This is a genomic window from Stenotrophomonas maltophilia, from assembly GCF_006974125.1.
GTDB classification, from domain to species: domain Bacteria; phylum Pseudomonadota; class Gammaproteobacteria; order Xanthomonadales; family Xanthomonadaceae; genus Stenotrophomonas; species Stenotrophomonas maltophilia_O.
This window is the reverse complement of sequence record NZ_CP037858.1, coordinates 4,413,092-4,437,916: the sequence shown is the minus strand read 5'-3', so window position 1 is coordinate 4,437,916 and position 24,825 is coordinate 4,413,092. Positions and strand designations below refer to the sequence as shown.

At 67.8% G+C, this 24,825-nt stretch carries 23 protein-coding genes; 15 read left to right on the top strand and 8 right to left on the bottom strand.

Going from position 1 to position 24,825, the window contains the following annotated elements; all coding sequences use genetic code 11:
- Positions 1–16: 16 nt before the first annotated feature.
- Positions 17–856: an acid phosphatase gene (locus EZ304_RS20410; protein ID WP_142808000.1), complete on the bottom strand. Its 840-nt coding sequence runs from the start codon at positions 854–856 to the stop codon at positions 17–19.
- Positions 857–1,117: 261 nt separating this feature from the next.
- Between EZ304_RS20410 and EZ304_RS20405 the strand changes: the two genes are divergently transcribed.
- Both EZ304_RS20405 and EZ304_RS20400 read left to right on the top strand, forming a co-directional pair.
- A complete protein-coding gene (locus tag EZ304_RS20405) occupies positions 1,118–1,996 on the top strand; it encodes a hypothetical protein (protein WP_099552626.1) in 879 nt (292 codons plus the stop codon).
- 11 nt (positions 1,997–2,007) lie between these two features.
- Positions 2,008–3,210, top strand: coding sequence for a DUF4785 domain-containing protein (locus EZ304_RS20400; protein WP_142807999.1), 1,203 nt, complete (start codon positions 2,008–2,010; stop codon positions 3,208–3,210).
- A 128-nt stretch (positions 3,211–3,338) separates the two neighbouring features.
- Here EZ304_RS20400 and EZ304_RS20395 read toward each other — a convergent pair whose 3' ends face one another.
- Complete coding sequence (locus EZ304_RS20395) at positions 3,339–4,160, bottom strand: ABC transporter ATP-binding protein (protein WP_142807998.1); 822 nt, start codon at positions 4,158–4,160, stop codon at positions 3,339–3,341.
- A gap of 151 nt (positions 4,161–4,311) precedes the next feature.
- Between EZ304_RS20395 and EZ304_RS20390 the strand changes: the two genes are divergently transcribed.
- The 4 genes from EZ304_RS20390 (at position 4,312) to EZ304_RS20375 (ending at position 8,408) form a co-directional block, all read left to right on the top strand.
- Positions 4,312–5,514, top strand: a complete 1,203-nt coding sequence (locus tag EZ304_RS20390) for a DesA family fatty acid desaturase (RefSeq protein WP_142807997.1) — start codon at positions 4,312–4,314, stop codon at positions 5,512–5,514.
- Entirely contained in the window at positions 5,511–5,843 is a 333-nt protein-coding gene (locus EZ304_RS20385; RefSeq protein WP_142807996.1) for an EF-hand domain-containing protein, read from the top strand. Before EZ304_RS20390 ends, EZ304_RS20385 begins: the two co-directional genes overlap by 4 nt.
- A 42-nt stretch (positions 5,844–5,885) precedes the next feature.
- Positions 5,886–6,698, top strand: a complete 813-nt coding sequence (mutM, locus tag EZ304_RS20380; protein WP_142807995.1) for a bifunctional DNA-formamidopyrimidine glycosylase/DNA-(apurinic or apyrimidinic site) lyase — start codon at positions 5,886–5,888, stop codon at positions 6,696–6,698.
- Between the two features lie 105 nt (positions 6,699–6,803).
- Positions 6,804–8,408, top strand: coding sequence for a glucan biosynthesis protein (locus EZ304_RS20375; RefSeq protein WP_142807994.1), 1,605 nt, complete (start codon positions 6,804–6,806; stop codon positions 8,406–8,408).
- A gap of 541 nt (positions 8,409–8,949) precedes the next feature.
- On the opposite strand, the gene EZ304_RS20370 is transcribed toward EZ304_RS20375, so the two are convergent.
- From EZ304_RS20370 to EZ304_RS20360, 3 genes are read right to left on the bottom strand one after another with little or no spacing between them, the layout of a single operon-like run.
- The gene (locus EZ304_RS20370; protein WP_099552801.1) at positions 8,950–9,570 is read right to left on the bottom strand and encodes a thymidine kinase; all 621 of its coding nucleotides are present in this window, start codon (positions 9,568–9,570) and stop codon (positions 8,950–8,952) included.
- Positions 9,571–9,579: 9 nt separating this feature from the next.
- Positions 9,580–10,308 (bottom strand): sel1 repeat family protein, encoded by a 729-nt coding sequence (locus tag EZ304_RS20365; protein WP_099552800.1) that lies wholly within the window; start codon positions 10,306–10,308, stop codon positions 9,580–9,582.
- Between the two features lie 39 nt (positions 10,309–10,347).
- The gene (locus EZ304_RS20360; protein ID WP_142807993.1) at positions 10,348–11,076 is read right to left on the bottom strand and encodes an SEL1-like repeat protein; all 729 of its coding nucleotides are present in this window, start codon (positions 11,074–11,076) and stop codon (positions 10,348–10,350) included.
- A gap of 99 nt (positions 11,077–11,175) precedes the next feature.
- Between EZ304_RS20360 and EZ304_RS20355 the strand changes: the two genes are divergently transcribed.
- Together EZ304_RS20355 and EZ304_RS20350 are read left to right on the top strand one after the other, a co-directional pair.
- A complete protein-coding gene (locus tag EZ304_RS20355) occupies positions 11,176–13,152 on the top strand; it encodes a UvrD-helicase domain-containing protein (RefSeq protein WP_142807992.1) in 1,977 nt (658 codons plus the stop codon).
- A gap of 267 nt (positions 13,153–13,419) precedes the next feature.
- Positions 13,420–13,944, top strand: coding sequence for a GNAT family N-acetyltransferase (locus EZ304_RS20350; protein ID WP_099552797.1), 525 nt, complete (start codon positions 13,420–13,422; stop codon positions 13,942–13,944).
- 88 nt (positions 13,945–14,032) lie between these two features.
- On the opposite strand, the gene EZ304_RS20345 is transcribed toward EZ304_RS20350, so the two are convergent.
- Positions 14,033–14,686, bottom strand: a complete 654-nt coding sequence (locus tag EZ304_RS20345) for a YceH family protein (protein WP_142807991.1) — start codon at positions 14,684–14,686, stop codon at positions 14,033–14,035.
- Positions 14,687–14,787: 101 nt separating this feature from the next.
- Here EZ304_RS20345 and EZ304_RS20340 point away from each other — a divergent pair, with 101 nt between their 5' ends.
- The 4 genes from EZ304_RS20340 to plsB all read left to right on the top strand — a co-directional run bounded on the left by EZ304_RS20340 (position 14,788) and on the right by plsB (position 20,448).
- Positions 14,788–15,711 (top strand): 5'-nucleotidase, lipoprotein e(P4) family, encoded by a 924-nt coding sequence (locus EZ304_RS20340; protein WP_071228640.1) that lies wholly within the window; start codon positions 14,788–14,790, stop codon positions 15,709–15,711.
- The gene (gene pyrF / locus EZ304_RS20335; protein ID WP_142807990.1) at positions 15,708–16,433 is read left to right on the top strand and encodes an orotidine-5'-phosphate decarboxylase; all 726 of its coding nucleotides are present in this window, start codon (positions 15,708–15,710) and stop codon (positions 16,431–16,433) included. The genes EZ304_RS20340 and pyrF overlap by 4 nt, the downstream gene beginning before the upstream one ends.
- 425 nt (positions 16,434–16,858) lie before the next feature.
- Complete coding sequence (locus EZ304_RS20330; RefSeq protein WP_142807989.1) at positions 16,859–17,812, top strand: hypothetical protein; 954 nt, start codon at positions 16,859–16,861, stop codon at positions 17,810–17,812.
- On the top strand, positions 17,812–20,448 hold the full coding sequence (gene plsB / locus EZ304_RS20325; RefSeq protein ID WP_099552793.1) for a glycerol-3-phosphate 1-O-acyltransferase PlsB: 2,637 nt from the start codon (positions 17,812–17,814) through the stop codon (positions 20,446–20,448). The genes EZ304_RS20330 and plsB overlap by 1 nt, the downstream gene beginning before the upstream one ends.
- A gap of 88 nt (positions 20,449–20,536) precedes the next feature.
- Here the strand turns inward: plsB and EZ304_RS20320 are convergent, their stop codons facing one another.
- Positions 20,537–20,740 carry a YdcH family protein gene (locus EZ304_RS20320; RefSeq protein ID WP_049430910.1) on the bottom strand — a complete coding sequence of 68 codons (204 nt, stop codon included), beginning with the start codon at positions 20,738–20,740 and terminating at the stop codon, positions 20,537–20,539.
- A gap of 91 nt (positions 20,741–20,831) precedes the next feature.
- Here EZ304_RS20320 and ttcA point away from each other — a divergent pair, with 91 nt between their 5' ends.
- Genes ttcA through EZ304_RS20305 form a run of 3 tightly spaced genes read left to right on the top strand, consistent with a single transcriptional unit; the run spans position 20,832 to position 23,533 of the window.
- Positions 20,832–21,752: a tRNA 2-thiocytidine(32) synthetase TtcA gene (gene ttcA / locus EZ304_RS20315; RefSeq protein ID WP_185959204.1), complete on the top strand. Its 921-nt coding sequence runs from the start codon at positions 20,832–20,834 to the stop codon at positions 21,750–21,752.
- Positions 21,753–21,788: 36 nt separating this feature from the next.
- Positions 21,789–22,694, top strand: a complete 906-nt coding sequence (locus EZ304_RS20310) for a recombination-associated protein RdgC (RefSeq protein ID WP_005411825.1) — start codon at positions 21,789–21,791, stop codon at positions 22,692–22,694.
- Between the two features lie 59 nt (positions 22,695–22,753).
- Positions 22,754–23,533: a M48 family metallopeptidase gene (locus tag EZ304_RS20305; protein WP_142807988.1), complete on the top strand. Its 780-nt coding sequence runs from the start codon at positions 22,754–22,756 to the stop codon at positions 23,531–23,533.
- A gap of 273 nt (positions 23,534–23,806) precedes the next feature.
- Here the strand turns inward: EZ304_RS20305 and EZ304_RS20300 are convergent, their stop codons facing one another.
- Complete coding sequence (locus tag EZ304_RS20300; protein ID WP_099552790.1) at positions 23,807–24,676, bottom strand: methylglyoxal synthase; 870 nt, start codon at positions 24,674–24,676, stop codon at positions 23,807–23,809.
- Positions 24,677–24,825: the final 149 nt, after the last annotated feature.

Genomic DNA, 24,825 nt, shown 5'->3' with positions numbered 1-24,825 from the left:
GACCCCGGATCGCTGCTTACAGCGCGCTCTGCGGGCGCACCTTCAGCACCGCATTCTCGGTGGTGCAGTCGCGGCTGGAATGCAGGCCGGCCTTGCGTGCGGCGGCGATTTCCTTGCGCGCGGCCAGCAGGTCCTTGTTGAACGCGGCGTTGTCGTGCAGGCGGGCCACGGCGGCGGCGCCCATGAAGCGGCCTTCCAGGATGTCGCTCTGCCAGTGCACGTTGCAGACCAGGCGGCTCTCGCCGTAGTTTCGGCCGCGGGCCTGGATGGCATCGGCGCGGTCCGGCGCGATCTCCGACAGGATCAGGGCCCAGGCCCAGCCGATCGAGGTGTGGCCGGACGGGTAGGAGCCGTTCTTGCGCAGGCCGTCCTCGTCCTTCGGCGCGCAGGTCGGCTCACCGTTGACCATGAACGGACGCGGGCGCTGGTAGTGGTTCTTGGCCGCCTTGGTGGCGGCGCTGGCGTCGATCCGGCTGCGCTCCAGCAGGCGGTACAGCGCCGGCGTCTTCACTGCGTCGACGTCGATGTCGGCGGCGCAGGAGAAGTGGTTGGCGCCTTCCGGGAAGCCGAGCTCCGCATCGACGCCGGCCTGGGCGAAGCGCGGGCTTCCACGCAGTGCACGCGCTTCACGGCTGACCTGTTCGTCCAGGGCCATGGCGGCCGAACCGGCCACCGGCGGTGCTGGTACCAGGTCGAGGCTGGCCGGGACCGCATCCTTGTCCAGATAGCCCACTGCCTTGGTGGTGATGTTGGCTTCGACAGCGGTCGGCTTGGCGGCGGTGGCGGCGCAACCGGCCAGGCCCACGGCAATGGCGAGGCCGAGCAGCGGGCGGGCAGGGCGGGAAATCAACGACATGGACGGGCTCCGGAGAAAAAACACCGCGCCATGATCGCAGTCCGTATACGACACCGCAGTGGCCATCGGTCATACGGCCAGACCCGGCATGGTCATCAGAACAATATGAAAAGCGTCATGGAGTGGCGTCAGTCTCCTGAATCCGGGCGCAGCGCACGGACTTTCACGCCGCTGCACCGCGAGCATCGGTACTACGGCAGGCGCCAGCGCCGTCCAGTTCCAGCCGGGTCGGGGGGATCCGCAGACAGAGGGAGAGAAGCGATGCGCAGCACCGCAACAGGAAGTACCGTCCTGGCCCTGCTCCTCGGGCTGGCAACCGCCCAAGCGCAGGCCGCCGACGTGGTCGGCGTGGCCTTCGTGCATGGCACCGGCGCACAGACCAACGCCACCCAGGACTACTGGCAGCCGGCCATCATCGACACCGTGCGCCAGGGCCTGCCGAACAGCAGCAACTACGTGGTCATCAACTGTGACTTCACCCAGTACATGTGGAAGCCGGAAGCCGCCGGCTGCCTGGCCAACCAGCTGACCAGCTTCATCGACAGCCGAGGCATCACCCAGCTGGTGGTGATCACTCATTCCAATGGCGGCAACGTGGTGCGCTGGATCCTGTCCAACCCGACCTACGACAGCCGCTATCCGAAGATCATCCGCACGGTGCGCAAGGTCACCGCGCTGGCACCGTCTTCGGCGGGCACACCGCTGGCCGATGCGGTGCTCAACGGCAACACCTTTGAAACCTCGCTGGGCTGGCTGCTGGGCTACAAGAACGATGCCGTGCGGCAGCAGCAGGTGGCGAGCATGGCCACCTACAACGCGCAGAACCTGTACGGCACCGCAGGCCGCCCGGCATTGCCCAAACCGTTCCGCGCGGTGGTGGGCAGTGACGTGGAATCGGCGGTGTGGGACAGCAACAGCTACTGCGGTGGCTATGCCGCCAATGTCGGCCTGGAGTTCACCCAGAACTGGCTGTCGTCCTGCTCGGATGGCTTCCTGGAGTGCAGCAGCCAGAAGGCCGCCGGCACCACCTGGTTCACCGACAAGCAGCGCACCAAGGATGCCGAGCCGCTCAGCCACAACCAGAGCCGCCGCGAGTGCTTCGGCCTTGGCACGATCCTGCGTAACGACCTGACCCAGTGAGGGAGACGACCATGACGATCCATTCCACCTTGCTGGCCAGCGCGGTGCTGGCGGTGCTGTCCCTTTCCGCCGCGCAGGCGGCGCAGCCGTTGAATGCCGCACGTGCCGGCGATCAGGTACCCGCTGCACTGGTCGCTGCGCCGTTGCCGGCCGATGACAGCGAACATGCACCGCTGTCCTTCGCCTGGGCGTTGGACCCGGCGCAACCGCTGCAGGCGGCGACGCCGTATGCCTCGGTCAGCCGCAGCTACTGGCAGCAGGTCGATGGCGCGCAGCTGCAGCGTGGTCTGGATCTGCCCCTGACGGCCGCCGATGCGGTGATCCAGCTGAGCCCGGCCGAAGGCGCGCGCGCAGTGCCGGCCAACTCGTTGCAGGTACGCGACCCGGCCGGCCGCAGCAGTGTCGCCCGCAGTGTCGATGCGCGCGCGCTGCAGGACGCCGGCATGCCGGTGAGGGATGGCAGCAGCATGCTGCGTACCGGCGCAACCAGCGCGGCCGGTGCGTACACGCTGCAGAGCGCGCGGGCACAGGGCCGCTACGTGGTGCAGGTGCTGGAGCCGAACAGTCCGCTGCGGCTGGAGGTGCAGGCCAACCAGGCGCAGGTGCTGGCCGGTGGCAACCTGCAGCTGCAGGCGCGCCTGCTGGAAGACGGCGCCACTCCCGCAACGCTGGCCTCCCGTCGCAGCAGTCTGGGCGGTGAAGCGTTGCTGGTTGCACCGGACGGCCGCAGCTGGCCGCAGCGCCTGCTGCGCACCACCGATGGCGCCCTGCGTGCGCAGGTGCGGATTCCGGCTGATGTCGGCAACGTGCAGGGGCTGTGGGAGCTGCAGGTGTTCGCCCAGGCCGATGGTGTGCTGCGCGATGGCAAGGTGGCGTTCGCGGTGGCGCGGCCGACCGCGCGCTTCACCGGCCAGGCGGCACCGGACCCGGCCAGCCGCCAGGTGGCGTTGCCGCTGCAGGTGGCCGCCGCTGGCCGCTACGAAGCACGCGGCACGCTGTATGCCACCGGCCGCGATGGCCAGCTGCAGCCGGTCGCGCAGGCGCATGCGGCCGCGTGGTTCGATGGTCCGGGTGCCGGCCAGCTGGTGCTGCCGTTCGACCAGGCCGCGTTGCCGGCGGGCTTCGGTGCACCGTACGAACTGCGTGACCTGCAGCTGCAGGACCAGAGCCGGATGGCACCGATCGAATCGCGTGCGCTGGCGTTGAAGTTCTGAGGTTGCGTGCGGCGGGCCGCGTTCCGGCCCGCTGCACCGTTTTCTGTAGAGCCGAGCCTATGCTCGGCTGCCGTTCCCCGCGGCCAGGAGCAGCCGAGCATAGGCTCGGCTCTACAGTGGCATGTCGATTATCCCGCGTACGCGGTCAGCCGGCCTTCCTGCTCACACACGGTGATCGCGCCGCCGAACACCGCCGACAGCGGTTCGTTGCGCAGCAGCTCGGCGCGGGTGCCGTCGGCCAGTATCCGGCCATCGCGCAGCAGCACCACCCGCTCGATCTCGGGAATGATCTCTTCGATGTGGTGGGTTACCAGCACCAGGGTGATGCCCTGCTGGGCCAGCACCCGCATGGTCGCCACCAGCTGTTCGCGGGCGACCAGGTCCAGACCGGTGGAGGGCTCGTCCAACAGCAGCGCCTGCGGCCGGTTGACCAGCGCGCGGGCGATCAGCACCCGGCGGGTCTCGCCGGCCGACAGCTCGGCGTAGGCGCGTTCACGCAGCGACAGCGCGCCGGTCATCGCCAGCGTCTCGCCGACGCGTGCACGCATGTCGACGGTCACCTCGCGGAAGGCCGGCACCACGTAGCTGGCAAAGAAGCCGGACAGCACGGCCTGCTCCACGGTCAGCCCCGGCATGTCGGCCAGGTTGCTGCTGAGGTCGCCGGTGACGATGCCCAGCTGCGAGCGCAGCCGGTCCACCTGCCAGCGGTTCTGGCCCAGCACCTTCACGGCCACCGAGCCGTCGACCTGCGCCAGCGGATACAGCTCGCGGGTGATCAGCTTGATGAAGGTCGATTTGCCACAGCCGTTGGGGCCGAGCAGGGCGGTGTGCTGGCCCTGCGCGATGCGCAGGCTGAGCCCGTGCAGCACCTTCACCTGGCCGCGCACCACGGTGGCGTGGTCCAGTTCGATCAAGGGGGGCAGCTCCGCGACGGGCGGGGCGGCGGTCATGGTGCTGGCGCGTGGATCAAGGCTCGACAACTCAGGTCCCCAACTGTGAACGGTGCCACGGATGACGGTGGCAATCACCGCCGCAGGGATGCAGTTTGCAACGCAAGCGCCCATGATGTCTGCCATCCCCGCGTCGATACGGAGAGCCGCCATGCCCGATGCCCTGATGTCCCTGTTGACCGGTGGTGTGCTGGGCCTGGGCTGGTGGGCCATGTTGGCGGTGCTGCTGGTCTTCACCCAGATCACCATCTTCTCGGTGACCCTGTACCTGCACCGCAGCCAGGCCCATCGCGGGGTCGACTTCCACCCGGCGCTGGCCCATGTGTTCCGCTTCTGGCTGTGGCTGACCACCTCGATGATCACCCGCGAATGGGTCGCCATCCATCGCAAGCACCACGCCAAGGTGGAAACCGAGGACGATCCGCACAGCCCGGTCACCCGTGGCATCGGCAAGGTGTTCTGGCATGGCGTGGAGCTGTACCGCGAAGCGCGCGGCATGCGCGCGGACATCGAGCAGTACGGGCGTGGCACCCCGGATGATGCGATCGAGCGCCACCTGTATACCCCGCATGCCACGTTGGGGCCGGTGCTGCTGTTCGCGATCAATACCGTGTTGTTTGGCCTGCCTGGCGTCGCCCTGTGGGCGATCCAGATGGCGTGGATCCCGTTCTGGGCGGCCGGCGTGGTCAACGGCCTCGGCCACTGGTGGGGCTACCGCAACTACGAGTCGGCCGATACCTCCACCAACCTCACACCGTGGGGGGTCTGGATCGGGGGTGAGGAGCTGCACAACAACCATCATGCCTTCCCCAGTTCGGCGCGCTTCGCGATGCGGCGCTGGGAGTTCGACATCGGCTGGAGTGCGATCCGTCTGCTGCAGGCGCTGCGCCTGGCCAAGGTGCTGCGCGTTGCACCGGCCATGGACGTACGCCCGAACATCGCCGTGCCCGATGCCGAAACCCTGAAGGCGCTGCTCTCGCACCGCTTCCAGGCGATGACCGACTACCAGCGCAATGTGTTCATGCCGGCCCTGCGCGAGGAAGCCGCCCATGCGGGGGCCAAGCTGCGCCGTCTGCTGCCGCGCCGTCTGCGCCGTGGCCTGGTCAATGATGGCCGCTGGTTGAAGCCGGACAGCCGCGCCCAGCTCAGCGAATGGGTGGCACAGCGGCCACGCATCCGTACCCTGGTCGAGTACCGCGGGCGTTTGGCCGCGTTGCTGGAAGCGCGCGGCCACGACGCGGCCGAGCGCCTGCACCAGCTGCAGGCCTGGTGCCGCGAGGCGGAGGAGAGCGGTATCGCCGCCTTGCAGGCCTACGCCGCACGGTTGAAGGGCTACAGCCTGGTGGGCGCGTGAGGGCAGGGTACGGGGTTCTGCTGGCGGTGCTGCTGCCGGGTGCGGCGCTGGCCCAGGTCACCGACACCGCCAGCTACCTGCAGCGGATGGACAGCGATGGCGACGGCCGGGTGAGCGAGGCCGAGTACGTGCAGTGGATGCTGTACGCCTTCGACCGCATGGACCGCAATGGTGACGGTGTGCTGAGCGCCCACGAGCTGCCCGGCGGCAAGGGCAAGGCGATCAGCCGCGAGCAGCAGCGGCAGGTGATCGTGCAGCGCTTCCACACACAGGACGCCAACGGTGATGGCTTTCTGGATGCGCGTGAACTGGCGGCACCGCCGCGCTGACGCTGCACCATCGCCGGGCATGGCCCGGCGTAGAATCACCCCATGCCTGAACTGCCCGAAGTCGAAACCACCCGCCGCGGCCTGGCGCCGCACCTGCAGGGCCGCCGCGTGCATGGCGTGATCCTGCGCCGGGCCGATCTGCGCTGGCCGATTCCACCGGAAGTGGCCGAGCTGCTGCCGGGACAGCGCATCGAGGAGATCCGTCGCCGCGCCAAGTACCTGCTGCTGGATACCGCCATCGGCAGCGCGGTGCTGCACCTGGGCATGTCCGGCAGCCTGCGCGTGCTGCCCGGTGATACGCCGGTGCGTGCCCACGACCACGTCGACATCAGCCTGGACAACGGCCGCCTGCTGCGCTTCAACGACCCGCGCCGCTTCGGCAGCCTGCTGTGGCAGCCGGCCGGCGAGATCCATCCGCTGCTGCAGGGGCTGGGCCCGGAGCCGCTGGACGATGCCTTCGACGGCGATTACCTGTTCGCCCGCAGCCGTGGCCGCAGCGCGCCGGTGAAGACCTTCCTGATGGACCAGGCGGTGGTGGTGGGCGTGGGCAACATCTACGCTGCCGAGAGCCTGTTCAAGGCCGGCATCAGCCCGCTGCGCGAGGCCGGGAAGATCTCGCGCGAGCGCTACCAGCGGCTGGCTGATGCGGTGAAGGAGATCCTCGGCTACGCCATCACCCGGGGTGGCACCACCCTGCGCGACTTCATCAGCCCCGATGGCGCGCCGGGCTACTTCGAGCAGGAACTGCTGGTGTACGGCCGCGATGGCCTGCCGTGCCCGAACTGTGGCCGCGCGCTGAAGCACGCCACCATCGGCCAACGTGCCAGCGTCTGGTGCAGCCACTGCCAGCGCTGAGCCGGGTGGCCAGCGGCAGCTGAACGGGCAGGGCACGTCTCCGCTGCCCGTTAACGTTTGTCTGCCTATGATGGCCGACCTTCCTTCTGTGCCTGACGCGCCTGCATGCAACGACGCGACTTCATCCGCAATGCCTCCCTCGCCCTGGCTGCATTCGGCCTGCCGTCCCTGCCCGCGTGCGCGGCCAGCAAGAGTGGCCAGATGGGCCTGCGCCGCCTCGGCCAGCCGCAGCCGTTCGACTTCGCCACCCTGAAGGGCCAGGCGCGCGCGCTGGCACAGGCGCCCTACAAGAGCCACAAGCGGGTGCTGCCGGGCCGCCTGGAAGGCCTGGACTGGGATCAGTACCAGTCGATCGGTTACCGCCAGGACCATGCGCTGTGGGCTGACCAGCCGGGCAAGTTCCAGGCCAAGTTCTTCCACCTGGGCCTGTACTTCCACTCGCCGGTACGCATGTTCGACGTGGTCGACGGCAAGGCGCAGGAGCTGGCCTATGACGGCGCGGCGTTCAACTACGGCAAGAGCGGCATCAAGGACGGCGAGCTGCCGGCGGATCTCGGCTTCGCCGGTTTCCGCCTCAACACCCGCAAGGACACCGACCGCGACTTCGCCGCCTTCCTTGGCGCCAGCTACTTCCGCGCGGTCGGCAAGGAAGGCCAGTACGGCCAGTCCGCGCGTGGCCTGGCGATCGACACCGGCATGGGCAAGCCGGAGGAATTCCCCGATTTCATCGCCTACTACCTGGAACAGCCGTCGGCGGATTCTGAAACGATCGTGGTCTATGGCCTGCTGGATTCGCCCAGCGTGGCCGGTGCCTATCGCTTCGCGATCACCAACGGCGACGTGCTGCTGATGGACATCGACAGCGCGCTGTACCCGCGCAAGGCGATCGAGCGGTTGGGCATCGCCCCGTGCACCAGCATGTACCAGGTGGGCGAGAACGATCGCCGCATGGCATGGGACTGGCGCCCGGAGATCCACGATACCGACGGCCTGTCGCTGTGGACCGGTGCCGGCGAGTGGATCTGGCGGCCGCTGCTGAACCCGCGCAACCTGCGCTTCAACATGTTCGTGGACCGCAACCCGCGTGGTTTCGGCCTGCTGCAGCGTGACCGCAACTTCGATCATTACCAGGACGATGGCGTGTTCTACGAGAAGCGCCCGTGCCTGTGGGTAGAGCCCAAGGGTGAGTGGGGCGAAGGTTCGGTGCAGCTGGTGGAGATTCCCACCGTGGACGAGACCTTCGACAACATGGTTGCGTTCTGGAACCCGAAGGACAAGCCGCAGCCGGGCCAGGAACTTCTGGTCGGCTACCGCCTGTACTGGGGCGCCGAACCGCCGGCGCGCCCGCCGCTGGCGCACTGCGTGGCCAGCCGCACCGGCCTGGGCGGCGTGGTCGGCAAGAAGCGCGAGTACTTCAGCTGGCGCTTCGCGGTGGACTTCGAAGGCGGTGAGCTGGCCAGGCTGATCGACAAGGGTGAGGTTGAAGCGGTGGTGGAAGCCAGCCGTGGCCGGGTCGAGATCGTGTCAGCGCGGCCGCTGCGCGAGATCAACGGTTACCGCGCGATGTTCGACCTGGTGCCGCCGGAAGGCAGCACCGAGCAGATCGATATCCGCCTGTTCCTGCGCAGTGGTGGCAAGACGCTCACCGAGACCTGGCTGTACCAGTACACCCCACCGCCGGCCGGCGCGCCGGAGCGCACGCTTTACTAAGAGGGGTGCGGGTTTGCAGGGCTTGCAGCCCTGCACCTGCCGAGGCCAAAGCAACAGCAACAGCCGAAGCAGAAGCTGGTTTCCTGAGGGGGGCGGGGTGGGTCCGGTGGCGGGAGACGCCGTAAACCCGTCCATGGGGGCTTGGCCGCGGCATCCATGCCGCGGACACTCCCGCCACCGGACCCACCCCGCCTTCGACAGACCTCCGCGATCTGTTGGAATTGCTCATGGGGTCAGATCCGTTTTCCGAAGGAAAACGGATCTGACCCCGGAACTTGATTCGATATCTGACGATTTCATCCACGCATGGCGTGGATCTACTGGCCGCCGGCCAACTGTCGAAGGCGGGGCACTGTGGGTTTGCGGGGTGTGAGCCGCATGGATGCGGCGACCAAGGCTACATGGACGTACTTGCGCCGTCCCCGCACACCCACAGTGCCCCGCCATCCCACGGAATGCCAGCTGTTGCTGTTGCCGTTGCTGTTGCCGTTGCCGTTGCTTCTGCAGGTGCAGGGCTGCAAGCCCTGCAAAAGAACACCCTTTACAGCGGCAGGGGCGCCTGCGCCGGGTCGATCCGTCCTTCACCGCGGGTGATCTTCTTGAACTCCGCGCGGCTGACCGACACGTAGCGGTCGTTGCCACCGATCTCCACCTGCGGGCCATCCTTTACCGCGTGGCCATGTTCGTCCACGCGTACCGTCATCGTTGCCTTCTTGCCGCTGTGGCAGATGGTCTTGATCTCCTGCATCTCGTCGGCCCAGGCCAGCAGGTACTGGCTGCCCTCGAACAGCTCGCCGCGGAAATCGGTGCGCAGGCCGTAGCACAGCACCGGAATGCGCAGCTGGTCGACCACCTCGCTGAGTTGCCAGACCTGGGCGCGGGTGAGGAACTGTGCTTCATCCACCAGCACGCAGCCCATCGGGCCATTGGTGGCCAGGTCCTGTTCGACCCAATGCTGCAGGTCGGTGTCACGGTCGAAGGCCATGCCGTCGGCACGCAGGCCGATCCGCGAGGCCACCACGCCAGCGCCGGCACGATCATCCAGGCGCGGGGTCAGGATCGCCACCCGCATGCCGCGTTCGCGGTAGTTGTGCGCGCTCTGCAGCAGGGTCGTGGTCTTGCCGGCGTTCATCGCCGAATAGTAGAAATAGAGCTTGGCCATCGGCCAATTCTAGTCGCCCACCGCCTTGTCGTCGCGGACCGTGTCCGGCCGTCCTATCTCGACGCTGGGGGTCCGCGCGGGGCGCCAGTAGTTGTCCTGCAGGCACCAGTAGTCGGCGGCGCGCCAGTAGTCGTTGTCGTAGACGATGCTGCCCGGGGTCGCGATGCCCTGCTCGTTGCCGCGGCGGGGGACGACGATCAGTCCGGAGCTTACGTACCCGAGGCGGCTGCCGGTGATCTGCTGGCGACCGTCCCTGAGGGCGCGTTCCATGCGAGGCTTGGCTACGCGGTCGCCGTAGTCGGCATAGACCTGCTGGCCGCGCTCGACCGCCTGCGCCTGCTGGAGTGCGTCCAGGCGTGCCCAATAATGCTCCCGCAGCACCAGGAAGTCGTGGTACATGCGCTCGGCGGCCAGGTCCATCCAGATGTAGGCCATCACCGGATCGGCCCGGGTACCCAGGCCCTCCTGGTACAGACGCGCCACCATGGCCTGGGAAAACTTGTCGGCGTAGCGCGCCGAACGCTTGTAGTAGTCCAGCGCCCTGGCGGGCTGTTTGTCCCGTTCGGCCTGCTGGGCCATGCTGCGCCAGAACAGGTCCGGATGGGCATCGAAGAAGCCTCCGGTCAGGACGGTTGGCGGGATCTGCCGCGGGGCCTCCACCGGACATTCCCTGGCGGTCACGGCAGCGGCCATCGACAGGCCCAGCAGCAGGCAGAGTGGAGCGTGCTTCGCTTTCATATGATCGCCCTCCTGGCAATGGCTATGGAAATACGAACGTCAGCGCCCCGCGCCTTCAACGGGACTGAGCGGGCCGACCTCGACGCTGCGGCCGCGGAATTCCTGTTCCCAGATGCGGTCCTGCATGCACCAGTACGCCGCAGGGTCCCAGTAGGCATCGCGATAGTAGTCGTCGCCACGGGTCGGCCAGCCGGCTTCCGGGCCGTCGGACAGTTCCACCTGCAGCATCGAGCTGACCCAGCCGGTACGGCTGCCGGTCATGCGGCTGCGGTCCACGCGTATGGCTGCCTCCATGCGCGGCTTGGCCGTGGCATCGCCGTAGGCCGCATACAGCGCCGGCCCTTCGCTGAGCACCCGTTGCCGCTGCGCGGCATCCAGGCGGTTCCAGTAGCGCTCGCGCTCCAGCAACAGGTCGCGGTAGCCGCGTTCGGCGGCCAGGTCCATCCAGATGTAGGCCAGCACGGGATCAGGGGCAGTACCCGTGCCCTCCTGGTACATGCGCGCGACCAGCGACTGCGACAGCTTGTCGGCGTGCGCGGCCGCCCGCTTGAAGCGCACCAGCGCATGATCGGGCCGGCCCTGGCGCCACGACTGCAGGCCCAGCTCGCGCCAGTGCAGGTCAGGATGAGCCTGCAGGAAGCCCGGAGTCATCAGCGCCGACCGCAACGATGCGCCAGGATCGGGCGCGCAGTCCGCGCTGCGGGCGGCCAACGGCGCCAGCAGCAACAGCAGGGTGCCCAGCAGGGCGGCAGAGGCGGTCGGACGCATGCACCTGGCTCCAGTGCTCCGGTGGCGAATCAATAGCTTAGGAACGGTGCGCATGCAAGTCAGGTCCGTCCGCTGCGGCCCCGCTACAATCCCATTCCCATGCACGGTCTCAATCCCCCCCAAGCCGCCGCCGTCCTGCACATCGAAGGTCCCTTGCTGGTACTCGCCGGCGCGGGCAGCGGCAAGACGCGCGTGATCGTGGAAAAGATCGCCCACCTGATCGGCTGTGGCCGCTACCCGGCCCGCCGCATCGCGGCGATCACCTTCACCAACAAGTCGGCCAAGGAAATGCGCGAGCGTGTGGCCAAGCGCCTGCGCGAGCAGGACGCCGACGAGGTGACCATCTGCACCTTCCATGCGCTGGGCCTGAAGTTCCTGCAGATCGAACACGCGGCCGTGGGCCTGAAGCGTGGCTTCTCGATCTTCGATGCCGATGATGCCGCCGCGCAGATCAAGGACCTGATGTACGGGGCCAAGCCCGATGACATCGAGGACATGAAGAACCTGGTGTCGCGCGCCAAGAACGCCGGCCTGTCGCCCGAGCAGGCGATGGCCGCCGCGCGCAGCAACCGCGAGAAGGAAGCGGCCAGCGTCTACGAGCGCTACCAGCTGCGCCTGACCGCGTTCAATGCGGTCGACTTCGACGACCTGATCCGTCTGCCGGTGCAGATCCTGGAAGAAAACCCGGAGATCGCGCTGGCCTGGCGCGAGCGCATCGGCTACCTGCTGGTGGACGAATGCCAGGACACCAACGACGCGCAGTACCGCCTGCTCAAGCAGCTGGCCGGTGACAAGGGCAACTTCACCTGCGTGGGCGACGATGACCAGTCGATCTACGCCTGGCGCGGCGCCAACCCGGAAAACCTGCAGCAGATGGGGCGCGACTACCCGACGCTGGAGATCATCAAGCTGGAGCAGAATTACCGCTGCTCCAACCGCGTGCTGCGCGCGGCCAACGCGCTGATCGCCAATAACCCGCATGAGCACCTGAAGAAGCTGTGGAGCGACCAGGCCGACGGCGAACGCATCCGCGTATGGGAATGCCGCAACAGCGAACACGAAGCGGAAAAGGTCGCGGCCGAGATCGCCTTCGTGGCCCAGTCGCGCAACGTGCCGTGGAGTGACTTCTGCATCCTGTTCCGCGGCAACTTCCAGTCACGGCCGCTTGAAAAGGCAATGCAGCTGCTGCGCATCCCCTACCACCTGACCGGCGGCACCATGTTCCTGGAACGCCAGGAAGTGAAGGACACGCTGGCCTGGCTGCGCCTGCTGGTGAACCCGGATGACGACACCGCGTTCATGCGCGCGGTGCAGTCGCCCAAGCGCGATGTCGGTGCCGGCACGCTGGCCAAGCTGGCCGAGCTGGCGCAGGAAAAGGACATGCCGATGGCGCAGGCCGCCGAGGCGATCGGCGCCCTGCAGCAGTTGCCGCCGCGTGCGGCCAACAGCCTGGCGCGCTTCACCGATATCCTGCGCGACCTGCGCGCGCAGACCCGGCAGGTCACTTCCGGTGACATGATCCGCAAGGTGGCCAAGGAGTCCGGCCTGCTCAGCGAGCTGCGCCAGCAGGCCAAGGAAGAGGCCAGCTACCAGCGCCGCGCCAACAACATCGAGGAACTGGCGCAGTGGTTCGAGGGCGGCCCGCGCGGTGCCACTGCCGCTGACCTGGCCGGCCAGCTGGCGCTGCTGTCGCGCAGCGACAAGGACGAGGGTGGCAACCAGGTGCGCATGATGACCATGCACGCCTCCAAGGGCCTGGAGTTCCCGTACGTGTTCATCGTGGGCTGCGAGGACGGCGTGCTGCCGCACCAGGTCAGCCTGGACGAGGGCAACCTGCAGGAAGAGCGGCGCCTGCTGTACGTGGGTATCACCCGTGCCAAGATCCAGCTGTGGATGAGTTACAGCAAGCTGACGCGCAAGTTCGGTGAGCATGTGCGGCTGAAACCGAGCCGGTTCTTCGAGGAGATTCCGGCCGAGGAGATCCAGCGCGACGGTGCTGATCCGGTGGCCGATGCGGCGCGCAAGAAGGAACGGGCGAGTGCGGGGTTGGCGGCGATCGAGGCGCTGTTCGACTAGGGCGCTCCAACGGCGCCGCCCCTCCGTGGTGGAGCACGCGTTGGTTCCGCAGTGTGGCCGATCGGGGTGGGTTCGCGGGGGACGCCGTGAACCCGTCCCTGGGGGCTTAGCCGCGCCATCCATGGCGCGGATACCCCCGCGAACCCACCCCGACCGGCCTCTGACAGATGCCGGGCGCTTCCTTCCACGGCAATGCAAAGAAAATCAAAAGCAACAGCAGCAGCCGGGGGTTGAGGCAGAATCGGGGTTTCGGCTGGAGGTCTGCCTGTGCAACCGATCGAGAGTGAACGCCTGCGCCTGCGTGCGATTGAACCGGATCGCGATGCGGTGCCGATGCTGGCGCTGTTGAACGATCCGGGCTTCGTGCGCTTCATCGGTGACCGCAATGTGCGCAGTGAGGAGCAGGCGCGGGAATACATCGCGCTGCGTGTGCTGCACAGTTATGCGCTGAACGGGTTCGGCATGTATGCCATCGAGCGGTTGTCCGATGGTGCCTGGCTGGGCAATGCCGGGCTGGTGCGGCGCGATGGCCTGCCGGGGCCGGATATCGGTTATGCGGTGCTGTCGGAATTCGCAGGGCAGGGCTATGCCGGGGAGGCAGCGCGGGCGGTGTTCGCGCATGCACGCGGAGCGCTGGGCCTGCACGATCTGTATGGCATCACCGACCTGGACAATGTGGTGTCCGGAAAGATCCTGCTGGGCCTGGGCATGCAGGAACGCGGGGTGGTCCAGCTGCCGGGCGTGGACAGCCCGAGCCGGTTGTATGCCACGCCGGGTGCGGCGCAGGTCTGATCCCTGATGTTGGTAGGTGCCGGCCGCTGGCCGGCATCCAGGCATCACCGGGTTGCCGGCCAGCGGCCGGCACTACCGGATGTGGACTTCAGCCGCGCAGTTCGGCCAGCTGCGCCTGCAGTTCGGCCACGGCCGCTTCCAGCTGCGCCACGCGCTCGGCCAGGCCCGGGTCGGCCGCATCGCTGCTGCCACCGCCGCTGCTGGCGTACCTGGCCGCCAGCGCCGCGCCGTCCACTTCGCCGCACAGCAGGTGCATGTAGCGGTCTTCGCGCTGGCCGCTGGCGCGCGGCAGCACCACCAGCAGCGCGCGCTGCTGCAGGCGCTCGATGGCGTGCCGGGCTTCGTCGGCGTCGGCGAAGCGGTGCAGGCGTTCGCTGCGCGTGATCAGTTCGCCCAGGGTCTGTGGCCCACGCAGCAGCAGCAGCGCCAGCAGCACGGTCTGCTGCCGGGTCAGGTCCAGCGCGGCCTGCAGGCGGTGCTCGTAGCGGTCCGCGCGCGAGGAGAAGTGCTGGCGGGCCAGGCCCAGCGCCTCCAGCTGGCGCAGCGCGTGCTGCACGCTGCCGGCGTCTACGTTCATCACCGGTTCGCGCGCAGTCTTCTGGTTGGCCGCCGACTGGGCGGCGTTCACCGTCAGCGGGTAGGTGTCCGGGGTGGTTGCCTCCTTTTCCACCAGGCAGCCCAGCAGGCGGGCCTGCACGGCGTCGAGCAGGGGGACGTCGGGGGTCTGGGTGGAATCGGTCATGGCGGCCTCCGGAAGGGCAACGGGTCGACCGCCAAGCATAGCCGTCCCGGGGCCGGCTTTGCCGGTAAAATGCGCCGGTATATCTGATTGCCGGTGAATCCATGCGTCGTCCTGTTTCCTTGTCCCTGACCCTGCTCGCCACTGCGGCGCTGGGCCTGTCCGCCTGCAAGCGCGTGGATGCGCCTGCTGCCGAAGCCGCTGCACCGGAGGCCCCGGCCGCCGCTGCCAAGGCCGATGGCGCGCTCGATGCCACTGCCAACGACAACCTCAATGCAGTGCTGTGGATGCAGCGCGCACAGGAGTACAAGGCGATCACCGAGCAGACCTACCGTGCCGCCGCCGACCACCTGGATGCCGCGCTGAAGGAAGCCCACTGGGATGCGCTGGTGCCGGAAGAACGCGGCAACGAGGCCAAGGGCCTGAAGCCGGCCGTGGTGCTGGACGTGGATGAGACCGTGCTGGACAACTCGCCCTACCAGGCGCGCCTGGTGCGCGACGGCAAGGAATACGACGAGCTGACCTGGGACCAGTGGGTGGCCGAAAAGAAGGCCAAGGCCATTCCGGGCGTGGTTGATTTCGCCAAGGCCGCCAACGCCAAGGGCGTGACGCTGCTGTACATCTCCAACCGCGCCGTGCACCTGAAGGACGCGACCCTGGCCAACCTGCGCGAGCAGGGCCTGCCGGTGGCCGATGACAGCGTGTTCCTGGGTCTGGGCACCGTGGTGGAAGGCTGCGAGCAGGCCGGCAGCGAGAAGAACTGCCGCCGTCGCCTGGCCGGGCAGAAGTACCGCGTGCTGATGCAGTTCGGCGACCAGCTGGGCGACTTCGTGGAAGTGACCGCCAACACCAACGAAGGCCGTGACGCGCTGCTGCAGCAGTACCACGACTGGTTCGGCGAGCGCTGGTGGATGCTGCCGAACCCGACCTACGGCGGCTTCGAGCCGGCGCAGTTCAATAATGACTACAGCCAGTCGCGCCAGGCTCGTCACGACGCCAAGCGCGCTGCCCTGGACTACGCACCGTGAGCCGCGCGCCGCTGCCGCTGCGCGATGACGAACGCCTGATCTTCGCGCTGGACGTGCCTGATCGCGTGCAGGCGCTGGAGTGGGTCGATCGTCTCGGCGACAGCGTGGCGTTCTACAAGATCGGCATGGAACTGCTGGCGTCGGGCGAGTACTTCCAGGTGCTGGACGAGCTGGCCCGCCGCGACAAGCGCGTGTTCGTCGACCTGAAGTTCTTCGACATCCCGGCCACCGCCGCGGCCGTGATCAAGCGCCTGTCGCAGTGGCCGGTCAGCTACGCCACCATCCATGGCTGGCACCCGGCCATGATGGAGGCCTGCGCGGCCGCCAACAGCGGCGACATGCGCCTGCTGGCAGTGACCGTGCTGACCTCGATGGGCCGCCCGGACCTGGCGCAGATGGGCATCGACCGTGAGCCGGTGGACGTGGTAGTCGAGCGCGCGCTGGCCGCGCAGGCGGCCGGCATCGATGGCGTGATCGCCTCGGGGCAGGAAGCCGGCCCGATCCGTGCCGCTACCGGCGCCGGGTTCTCGATCGTCTGCCCGGGCATCCGCCCCGGTGGCCCGGTCGGCGATGACCAGAAGCGTACCGTGGGTGTGGCCCAGGCCTTTGCCGATGGCGCCGATGCCATCGTGGTCGGCCGTCCGATCCGCCTGGCCGCCGATCCGCAGGCAGCGGCCCGGGCCATCCAGCAGGAAATCGCGTCGGCGCTGGCTGCGCGCTGAGATTCCGCTGCGCAGGCTGCAGGCTCGAACGCCATCCCGACCCGTGCGGGATGGCGTTTCTGCATCCGCCCCGGGGAGCGGTTGTGCCCGAATCGCCACAAAACCCGCCGTAGATGTCATGGACATCACCCCCGGTGCCATTAAAATCAATAAAAACAATAATTTATATAACACTACGTGAAGTGTTGCCTTAACTTGAAGGGCAGCGTAGGATCGCCGCCATCCGGTCCTCGGACCGGACATGTGCCACAACACTGTCCTCCGGCCTCGTGCCGGCTTGAAGAGCCTGAGATCCCCGTGATCCCGGCTCTTTTTTTATGCCTTTCAACCACTTGGGCCAGCAATGGCGGAAACCGTGACGTCCCGGCTTGCCGCTGTCACGTCACAGGCCGCAAGATGCGGACCGGTCCGGGGAGTCCGAGTGCATGAGCGTGGCAGTGCGAGGAAGGTCTGCGCGTGGATGGGGGCTGGCAGCCATGCTGCTGCTGGTCGTGGCGGCGTGTCGTGAATCGGCCCAGGACCCGACCAAGCCGGCGGCCGAGCCGGTCGCGGCGGTGCAGGCGATGGCGCTGCGCCTGGCCGAGGACGATCTGGTCGGCTACGCAAAGCTGTCTGTGCCGCCCAGCCAGTACCAGCGCCTGCAACAGGCCTGGACCGAAGGCCACAGCCAGTGGCCGCTGACCGAACTGCCACTGGGCGACCAGCTGCTGCCGATGCTGGCCGCACTGCGCAAGCCCAATGCCAGCGCCGAACTGCAGCGCAGCTTCGATCGCCAGCTGGCCGGACAGGCCGGCGCCGTTCGCCAGGCTGCACAATCGATGGGCAACTTCGGTGTGCAGTACCTGCGCCACCAGAAAGGCTATACTCCGGGCCAGCAGGCGCACTACATCGCCCTGGTCGAAACCCTGGCCAGCTGGGCGCAGGGTGCCCCGATCAGTGACCGGGCCCGCGCACGCAGCACCATCGCCGCGCTGGTCGGCGCCGCCAACAAGGTCGGCTTCGACGACGAAGCCGGCCTGCAGGCCGCAGGCATGGAAGGCAGCCTGCAGCAGCTGGCGCCGTTCATCCACACCCTCAAGGCGGTGCTGGGCAGCTACGGGCTGGATGTGGACGACGCGTTGCGCAGCCTGCGCGGCGAACTGCTGTCGGTGGAAGGGGACAACGCGCTGGTACGCCTGCGCTATGACCTCGCCGGTCGCGAGATGAGCCTGCAGCTGCCGCTGAGCCGGCGCGAGGGCCACTGGTACCTGACCCGCACCCTGGCCGACACCGACGCCCTGCTGCGCAAGGTCGACGCGGCCCGCGCGGCGGCGGCCCCCGTACCGGCTGAAGCCCCCGCCGAGGGTGGGGAAGCGGCAACGCCACCGCCTAAGCCATAATGGCGCCGATGTCGAAACAGAACCCGCTGCCGTTCCCCGGCGAAGAATCCCAGTCGACGCCCGCCGATACGGTGCCGGCGTCCCCCTCGACCGGTACCGGCCCGAACCCGGTACCGCCGCCCGCGCACGCGCGTCCGGCTGGCCGCCGCCCGCTGTGGGCGCGGTTGCTGGGCCGCCTGGTCGAGCCGTGGCTGTCGCTGAAGATCGAGCCGGAAGACCCGGGCCAGTACAACGATGGCCGCCCGGTCATGTACGTGCTGGAAGACTACGGCCTGTCCAACGCGCTGATCCTGGACAAGGCCTGCCGCCAGGCAGGCCTGCCGTCGCCGCTGGTGCCGCTGGCCGGTGACCCGACCGGGCGCAAGCGCGCTTACCTGGCACTGTCGCGCCGCAGCTCCAGCAATTCGCTGATCCCCGAGCAGCGTGGTGCCAAGACCCACTCCGATTCGCTGGCCAAGGTGCTGCAGGCCCATCGCGTGCGCGATGACCTGGACGTGCACCTGGTGCCGGTGTCGATCTTCGTCGGCCGCGCGCCGGACAAGCAGAGCGGCTGGTTCGCGGTGCTGTTCTCGGAAAACTGGGCGCTGGTCGGCCGCTTCCGCCGCCTGCTGGCGGTGCTGCTGAATGGTCGCAGCACCATCGTCCGCTTCGCGCCGCCGATTTCGCTGCGCAACACCGTCGACGAAGGCCTGGAGCCGGAACGCACGGTGCGCAAGCTGCAGCGCGTGCTGCGTACCCATTTCCGCCGCATCCGTGAATCGGTGATCGGCCCTGACCTGTCGACCCGGCGCCTGCTGGTGGACCAGGTGCTGGCCGCCGAACCGGTGCGCGAAGCGATCGCCGCGCAGGCCAAGCGCGACAACTCGAAGCCGGCCGATGCCTGGAAGAAGGCACACGCCTACGCCTGGGAAATCGCCGCGGACTACTCCAGCCCGGTGGTGCGCTCGGCCAGCTTCATGCTCAGCCACGTGTGGAACCGCATCTATGCGGGCGTGCTGGTGCACCACCTGGACAAGTTCAAGGCTGCCGCGCCGGGCCACGAAGTGGTCTACGTGCCCAGCCACCGCAGCCACATGGACTACCTGCTGCTGTCCTACCTGCTGTACGACCGTGGCATCGTGCCGCCGCACATCGTGGCCGGCATCAACCTGAACCTGCCGGTGGTCGGCACCCTGCTGCGCAAGGGCGGTGCGTTCTTCATCCGCCGCTCGATCCGTGGCAACGCGCTGTACTCGGCGGTGCTCAGTGAATACGTCGCGCAGCTGGTTGCCGGTGGCTACTCGCTGGAGTACTTCGTCGAAGGTGGCCGTTCGCGCACCGGCCGCCTGCTGCAGCCCAAGGGCGGCATGATTTCGATGACGCTGCGTGCGTTCCTGCGCCAGCCGCGCAAGCCGGTGCTGTTCCAGCCCATCTACATCGGCTACGAGAAGCTGATGGAGGGCGGCAGCTACCTGGACGAACTGTCCGGCCGGCCGAAGGAAAAGGAATCGATCTGGTCGCTGCTGTGGGGCATCCCCAAGGTGCTCAAGCAGAACTATGGCCAGGTGGTGGTGAACTTCGGCGAGCCGATCGCGCTGAACGACGTGCTGGCCGAGAAGGCGCCGGAGTGGAAGGGCGAGGCGGTGTCCGAGGACGAGAAGCCGGCCTGGCTGTCGACCACGGTGGATACGCTGGCCGAGCGTATCCAGGTGCGCATCAACGGTGCTGCCGACGTCAACCCGATCAACCTGCTGGCGCTGGCCCTGCTGTCCACGCCGAAGCACGCGATGGGCGAGGCCGACCTGATCGCGCAGATCGAGTTGTGCAAGACCCTGCTGGTCGAGATGCCGTATTCGGACCGGGTGACGGTGACCCCGCACTCGCCGGAGCGGATCATCGCCCACGCCGAGGAAATCAACGTCCTCACCCGCGTCAAGCACCCGCTGGGCGATGTGCTCAGCGTCAGCGGCGATACCGCGGTGCTGCTGAGCTACTTCCGCAACAACGTGCTGCACCTGTTCACCGCCTCGTCGTGGGTGGCCTGCTGTTTCCAGAACAACCGCCGCATGAGCCGCACCGGCCTGGTCCAGCTGGGCCGCACGGTGTACCCGTTCCTGCAGGCCGAGCTGTTCCTGCCGTGGAGCGAGGACGAGTTCGCGCAGCGCATCGACCAGACCATCAACGTGTTCGTGCGCGAGGGCCTGCTGCAGAACGTCAACGATGACGACGGCGGCATCCTGGCGCGCAACACCGGGCAGACCGACGAGGTGTTCCGCCTGCGTGCGATCGGCCACTCGCTGCAGCAGGCGTTCGAGCGCTATTACATCGCCATCTCGGTGCTGGTGAAGAACGGCCCGGGCGTGCTGGGTGCTGCCGAGCTGGAAAGCCTGTGCCAGCAGGCGGCGCAGCGCTTGAGCCTGCTCTATGCACCGGCCGCGCCGGAGTTCTTCGACCGCACCCTGTTCCGCGGCTTCATCCAGAAGCTGCGCGAGCTGCGCCTGGTGTGGCCGGACGAGAACAGCAAGCTGCTGTTCGACGAGCGCCTGGATGCCTGGGCCAAGGACGCCAAGTTCATTCTCGGCCGCGAGCTGCGCCACACCATCGAACGGGTCAGCCCGGAAGCGGCACGCCCGGACGAGCCTGCGCCGCAGGATTGAAGGTAGCGCCGGGCCGTGCGGAGGGTGTGGACCTTGGACCACACCTTCCAGCCGTGCCAACCAAGGTTGGCACCCACCAGGACCGTCTTTAGGCCGGCTCGTCGGGAATCTGCAGGCTTTCCAGCTTGGCGATGCAGTCCTTCAACTGCAGCTTGCGCCGCTTCAGGCGTTTGGATTCCAGCTCGTCCTCGCCATTGGCGGCCATGCGGGTGATCTGTTCATCCAGCAGGCGATGCTCGGCGCGCAGGGCGGCGAGGCGTTCGACGATCTCGGCGGGGCTGTAGGTGTCCACAGCCTCCGAGCATACACAGCGATGATGACTGCCGGGAGAGGGGAATTCCGACCCCCGGCCGGGGCGGCTCCGAGCCGTTAGAATGGACCCCATGAGTGCCGTGATTTCCCTTCCCGATCCCCAGCCGCGCGCCGCCCGCGATCCGCGCGTGGCCGAGCGCGAGCAGCACAAGCTGGCCAAGCGCCTGCGTCGCCAGGTTGGCGAGGCGATCGCCGACTTCGGCATGATCGAGGCCGGCGACAAGGTCATGGTCTGCCTGTCCGGCGGCAAGGACAGCTACACCCTGCTGGACGTGCTGTTGCAGCTGCAGAAGAAGGCGCCGGTGCCGTTCGAGCTGGTGGCGGTGAACCTGGACCAGAAGCAGCCGGACTTCCCCGAGCACGTGCTGCCGGAGTACCTGGCCGGGCTGGGCGTGCCGTACCACATCATCGAGCAGGACACCTATTCGGTGGTCAGCCGGGTCATTCCGGAAGGCAAGACCATGTGTTCGCTGTGCTCGCGCCTGCGTCGTGGCGCGCTGTACAACTACGCCGAAACCCACGGTTTCACCAAGATCGCGCTGGGCCACCACCGCGACGACATGGTGGCCACGTTCTTCATGAACCTGTTCCACCATGCCAAGCTGTCGGGCATGCCGCCGAAGCTGCGCAGCGACGACGGCAGGCACGTGGTGATCCGGCCGCTGGCCTACGTACGCGAGAGCGACATCGTCGACTATGCGCAGGCGCGCCAGTTCCCGATCATTCCCTGCAACCTGTGCGGCAGCCAGGAGAACCTGCAGCGCCGCCAGGTCGGCCTGATGCTGAAGCAGTGGGAAAAGGACCACCCGGGCCGCATCGAGCAGATCGCGCGCGCCATGGGCGAAGTCCGGCCCTCGCAGCTGGCCGACACCACCCTGTTCGACTTCATGGCGCTGGGCCGTCGCGACGACGCGCCGCTGCCCGACGCCCATGCCTGGCTGGCCGGCTCACCGGCCGACGCCGACGCAGATCCCGAGACGCCCACCGTTTAAGGTCGGTCGCCCTTCCTCTTTGCCATCCGGAATTCCATGTTCTTTCGCAACCTGACGTTCTTCCGTTTCCCGACCACCACCGATTTTTCCGAAGTCGACACCCTGCTGCCGCACGCCCTGCTGAAGCCGGTCGGCGCGCTGGAAATGAATTCGCGCGGCTTCATCTCGCCGTTCGGCCGTGAGGAGAAGGAACTGCTCTCCCACCGCATCGCCGAACACCTGTGGCTGACCGTGGGCGGCGAGGACAAGATCCTGCCGGCGGCCGTGGTCAACGACCTGCTCGAGCGCAAGCTGGAGGAGATCGAGGAGAAGGAAGGCCGTCGGCCGGGTGGCCGCGAGCGCAAGCGCATGAAGGATGACCTGCTGCATGAACTGCTGCCGCGCGCCTTCGTGAAGTCCTCGCGCAACGACGCCTTCATCGACCTGCAGCACGGCTACGTCGCGGTGGATACCTCCAGCCGCAAGACCGGCGAGTACTTCATGTCCGACATCCGTGGCCTGCTCGGCAGCTTCCCGGCGATGCCACTGAACGCCGAAGTCGCACCGCGTTCGATCCTGACCGGCTGGATCGCCGGCGAGCCGCTGCCGACCGGACTGAGCCTGGGCGAAGAGTGCGAGATGAAGGACCCGGTGGAAGGCGGCGCGGTGGTCAAGTGCCAGCACCAGGAACTGCGCTGCGACGAGATCGACAAGCACCTGGACGCCGGCAAGCAGGTGACCAAGCTGGCGCTGATCTTCGAGGACAACCTGTCCTTCGTCATCGGCGACGACCTGATCGTGCGCAAGCTGAAGTTCCTCGACGGCGCCCTGGACCAGCTGGAGCACGCCGACGAAGACGGCCGCCGCGCCGAGTTCGACGCCCGCTTCGCCCTGCAGAGCGCCGAGATCCGCCGCCTGTTCCTGTTGCTGGAAGAAGCCTTCAAGCTCAGCAAGGCTGACTGAACAGGCAGCCCGACGGCCGCCGGTCATCCGGCGGCCCGAAGCGGCGCTATGCTGGGCGCATGAGCCGTCTGCTGCGCCGCCTGATCAGCCCGACCCCGCCCGCCACCGTACAGCGCGACACCGTTCGCCTGCGCCTGGAGGATGCCGAGATCGAGGTGCTGCGCGTGCGTGATCCACGTGCGCGCCGCATCAAGCTGAGCGTGGACGAACGCGGCGCACGCCTGACCCTGCCACCGCGGGCAAGCCTGGTGATGGGCGAACGCTTCCTGGAACAGCACCGCGACTGGCTGGCGCTGCAGCTGCGCCAGTACCAGGGGCAGGGCCTGCCGGCACCGCTGCAGCCCGGCGAAGACGGTGTGCTGCCACTACGCGGCGAACTGTTGCCGCTGCGCTGGCAGGAAGGCCGCTACGCGCGGCTGGAGATCGACGAACACGGCGCCTGCGTGCAGTGGCCGACCCGAGGCGGCGATGCCACCCTGCGCCGCCTGCTGCGCGAGTTCTACGAAGCCCAGACCCGCGCCGACGTCGGCCGCTGGTTGCCGAAGCACCTGCCTTCCCTGCCACGCGCACCCAGCCGCCTGCGACTGAAGGTGATGTCCTCGCAATGGGGCTCACTGGCCCCCGACGGCAGCATGGCACTGGACCTGGCCCTGGTGCTCGGCCGATCCGAAGCGTTCGAGTACGTGCTGGTGCACGAACTCTGCCACCTGATCCAGCCCAACCACTCGCCTGCGTTCTGGCACGAAGTGGAACAACGCTTCCCCGCCTGGCGCGAGCAGCGCGACTACTTCCAGCTCGAAGGGCGACGCCTGAAGGCGATGCTCCGCCAGCTTCTGTAACGGTAGAGCCGAGCCCACGCTCGGCTCTACAGAAGCACGCGCAGCGCGCGACCCGCTCCTGCTCTTTTTTCTTTCTTCCGTGGTGGGCACACCGGAATCTGTCCGTGGCCGGGCGGGGTGGGTTGCGCAGGGGCGTGAGCCGCATGGATGCGGCGACCGAGCTTACAAGGACGTACTTGCAGCGACCCCTGCGCAATCCACCCCGCCCGGCCAAGCACGGCTTTGCCTTCGGATACCAGCCACCACGAGGGGCTCAGCCGTTGGCCGACACCATCAAACCGCCGCCCGCATCGCCGCCGCCGTCGCCCACCGCGCCGCCACCCGCGGTGCCGTAATGCACACCGCCTGGTCGGTCACCGTCGTCACCGCCCGCTCCAGCAGCTGGATATCCGCCTCGTGCTGGCGCGCCACGTGCGGATCCTCGAAGAAGATCGCGCGCTGGCAGCGTCCTTCCAGCACCCGGTCTGCAATCTGCGCGTCGCCGCCCATCGGGCCGCTCTGGTAGCGCGTCACCCAGGGTGTATCGCTGGGCCAGCCACGGCTCCAGGCCAGCTCGTTCAAGCGCTGGCCGGTAGTCCCGGTTGCCACCCGCTCACCGAACCGGGCCAGCACCTCGAAGTGCTCGTCGGCGAAGGCCAGCATCGCCGGCTTCATCGCGTCGTGGGCGATCAGCGCCAGCGTCTGCCCCTCGAACGCATGCAGGTCGTCAGCCCCGGCATCGGCGGCCAGGCCGGCGTGGATGCGCTCCACCTCCACCCAGTCGCGCGCGGTGGCCACGGTGGAAATGAACGGCTTGCCGTGGATCACGCACTGCCGCTTCAGCGCCGTGGCTTCCGGAAACACGGAGGACGGATCGACCGGGTCGATCAGGTAGATCGCGCCATCCAGCGTCCGTTCCGGCCCCATCCCAACCACCTCGGCGACCAGCTTCATCAGGCCACCCTCACGACCGTAGGGATAGCGGTGCAGGCCTGCGTATCCGGTCAGGAATCCCTGTCGCTCGATCGCGTCATGGGTGCGGCCGACCGCGTGCAGCGACACGCCCAGCTCGCGCAGGCCGGGTTCGCTGACGCGCAGCCAGCGGAACAGGGCGGCGCGCGCGTCGAGGTGATGGAGACGGTTGGCAGCCAGGCCGATGCGCATTGAATGCTCCGCAGATACGGGTGAAAGCGGCAGTGTATGTCGGCATTCCCCTTGCTTGGTGGTTTTACAACTTTCTTCATTGCGCCTCGCCCACGTGTCGTTAGCGTGAGAGGCAGCGGTACCGCTGCGCGGCCGTTCATCTCCGCCCG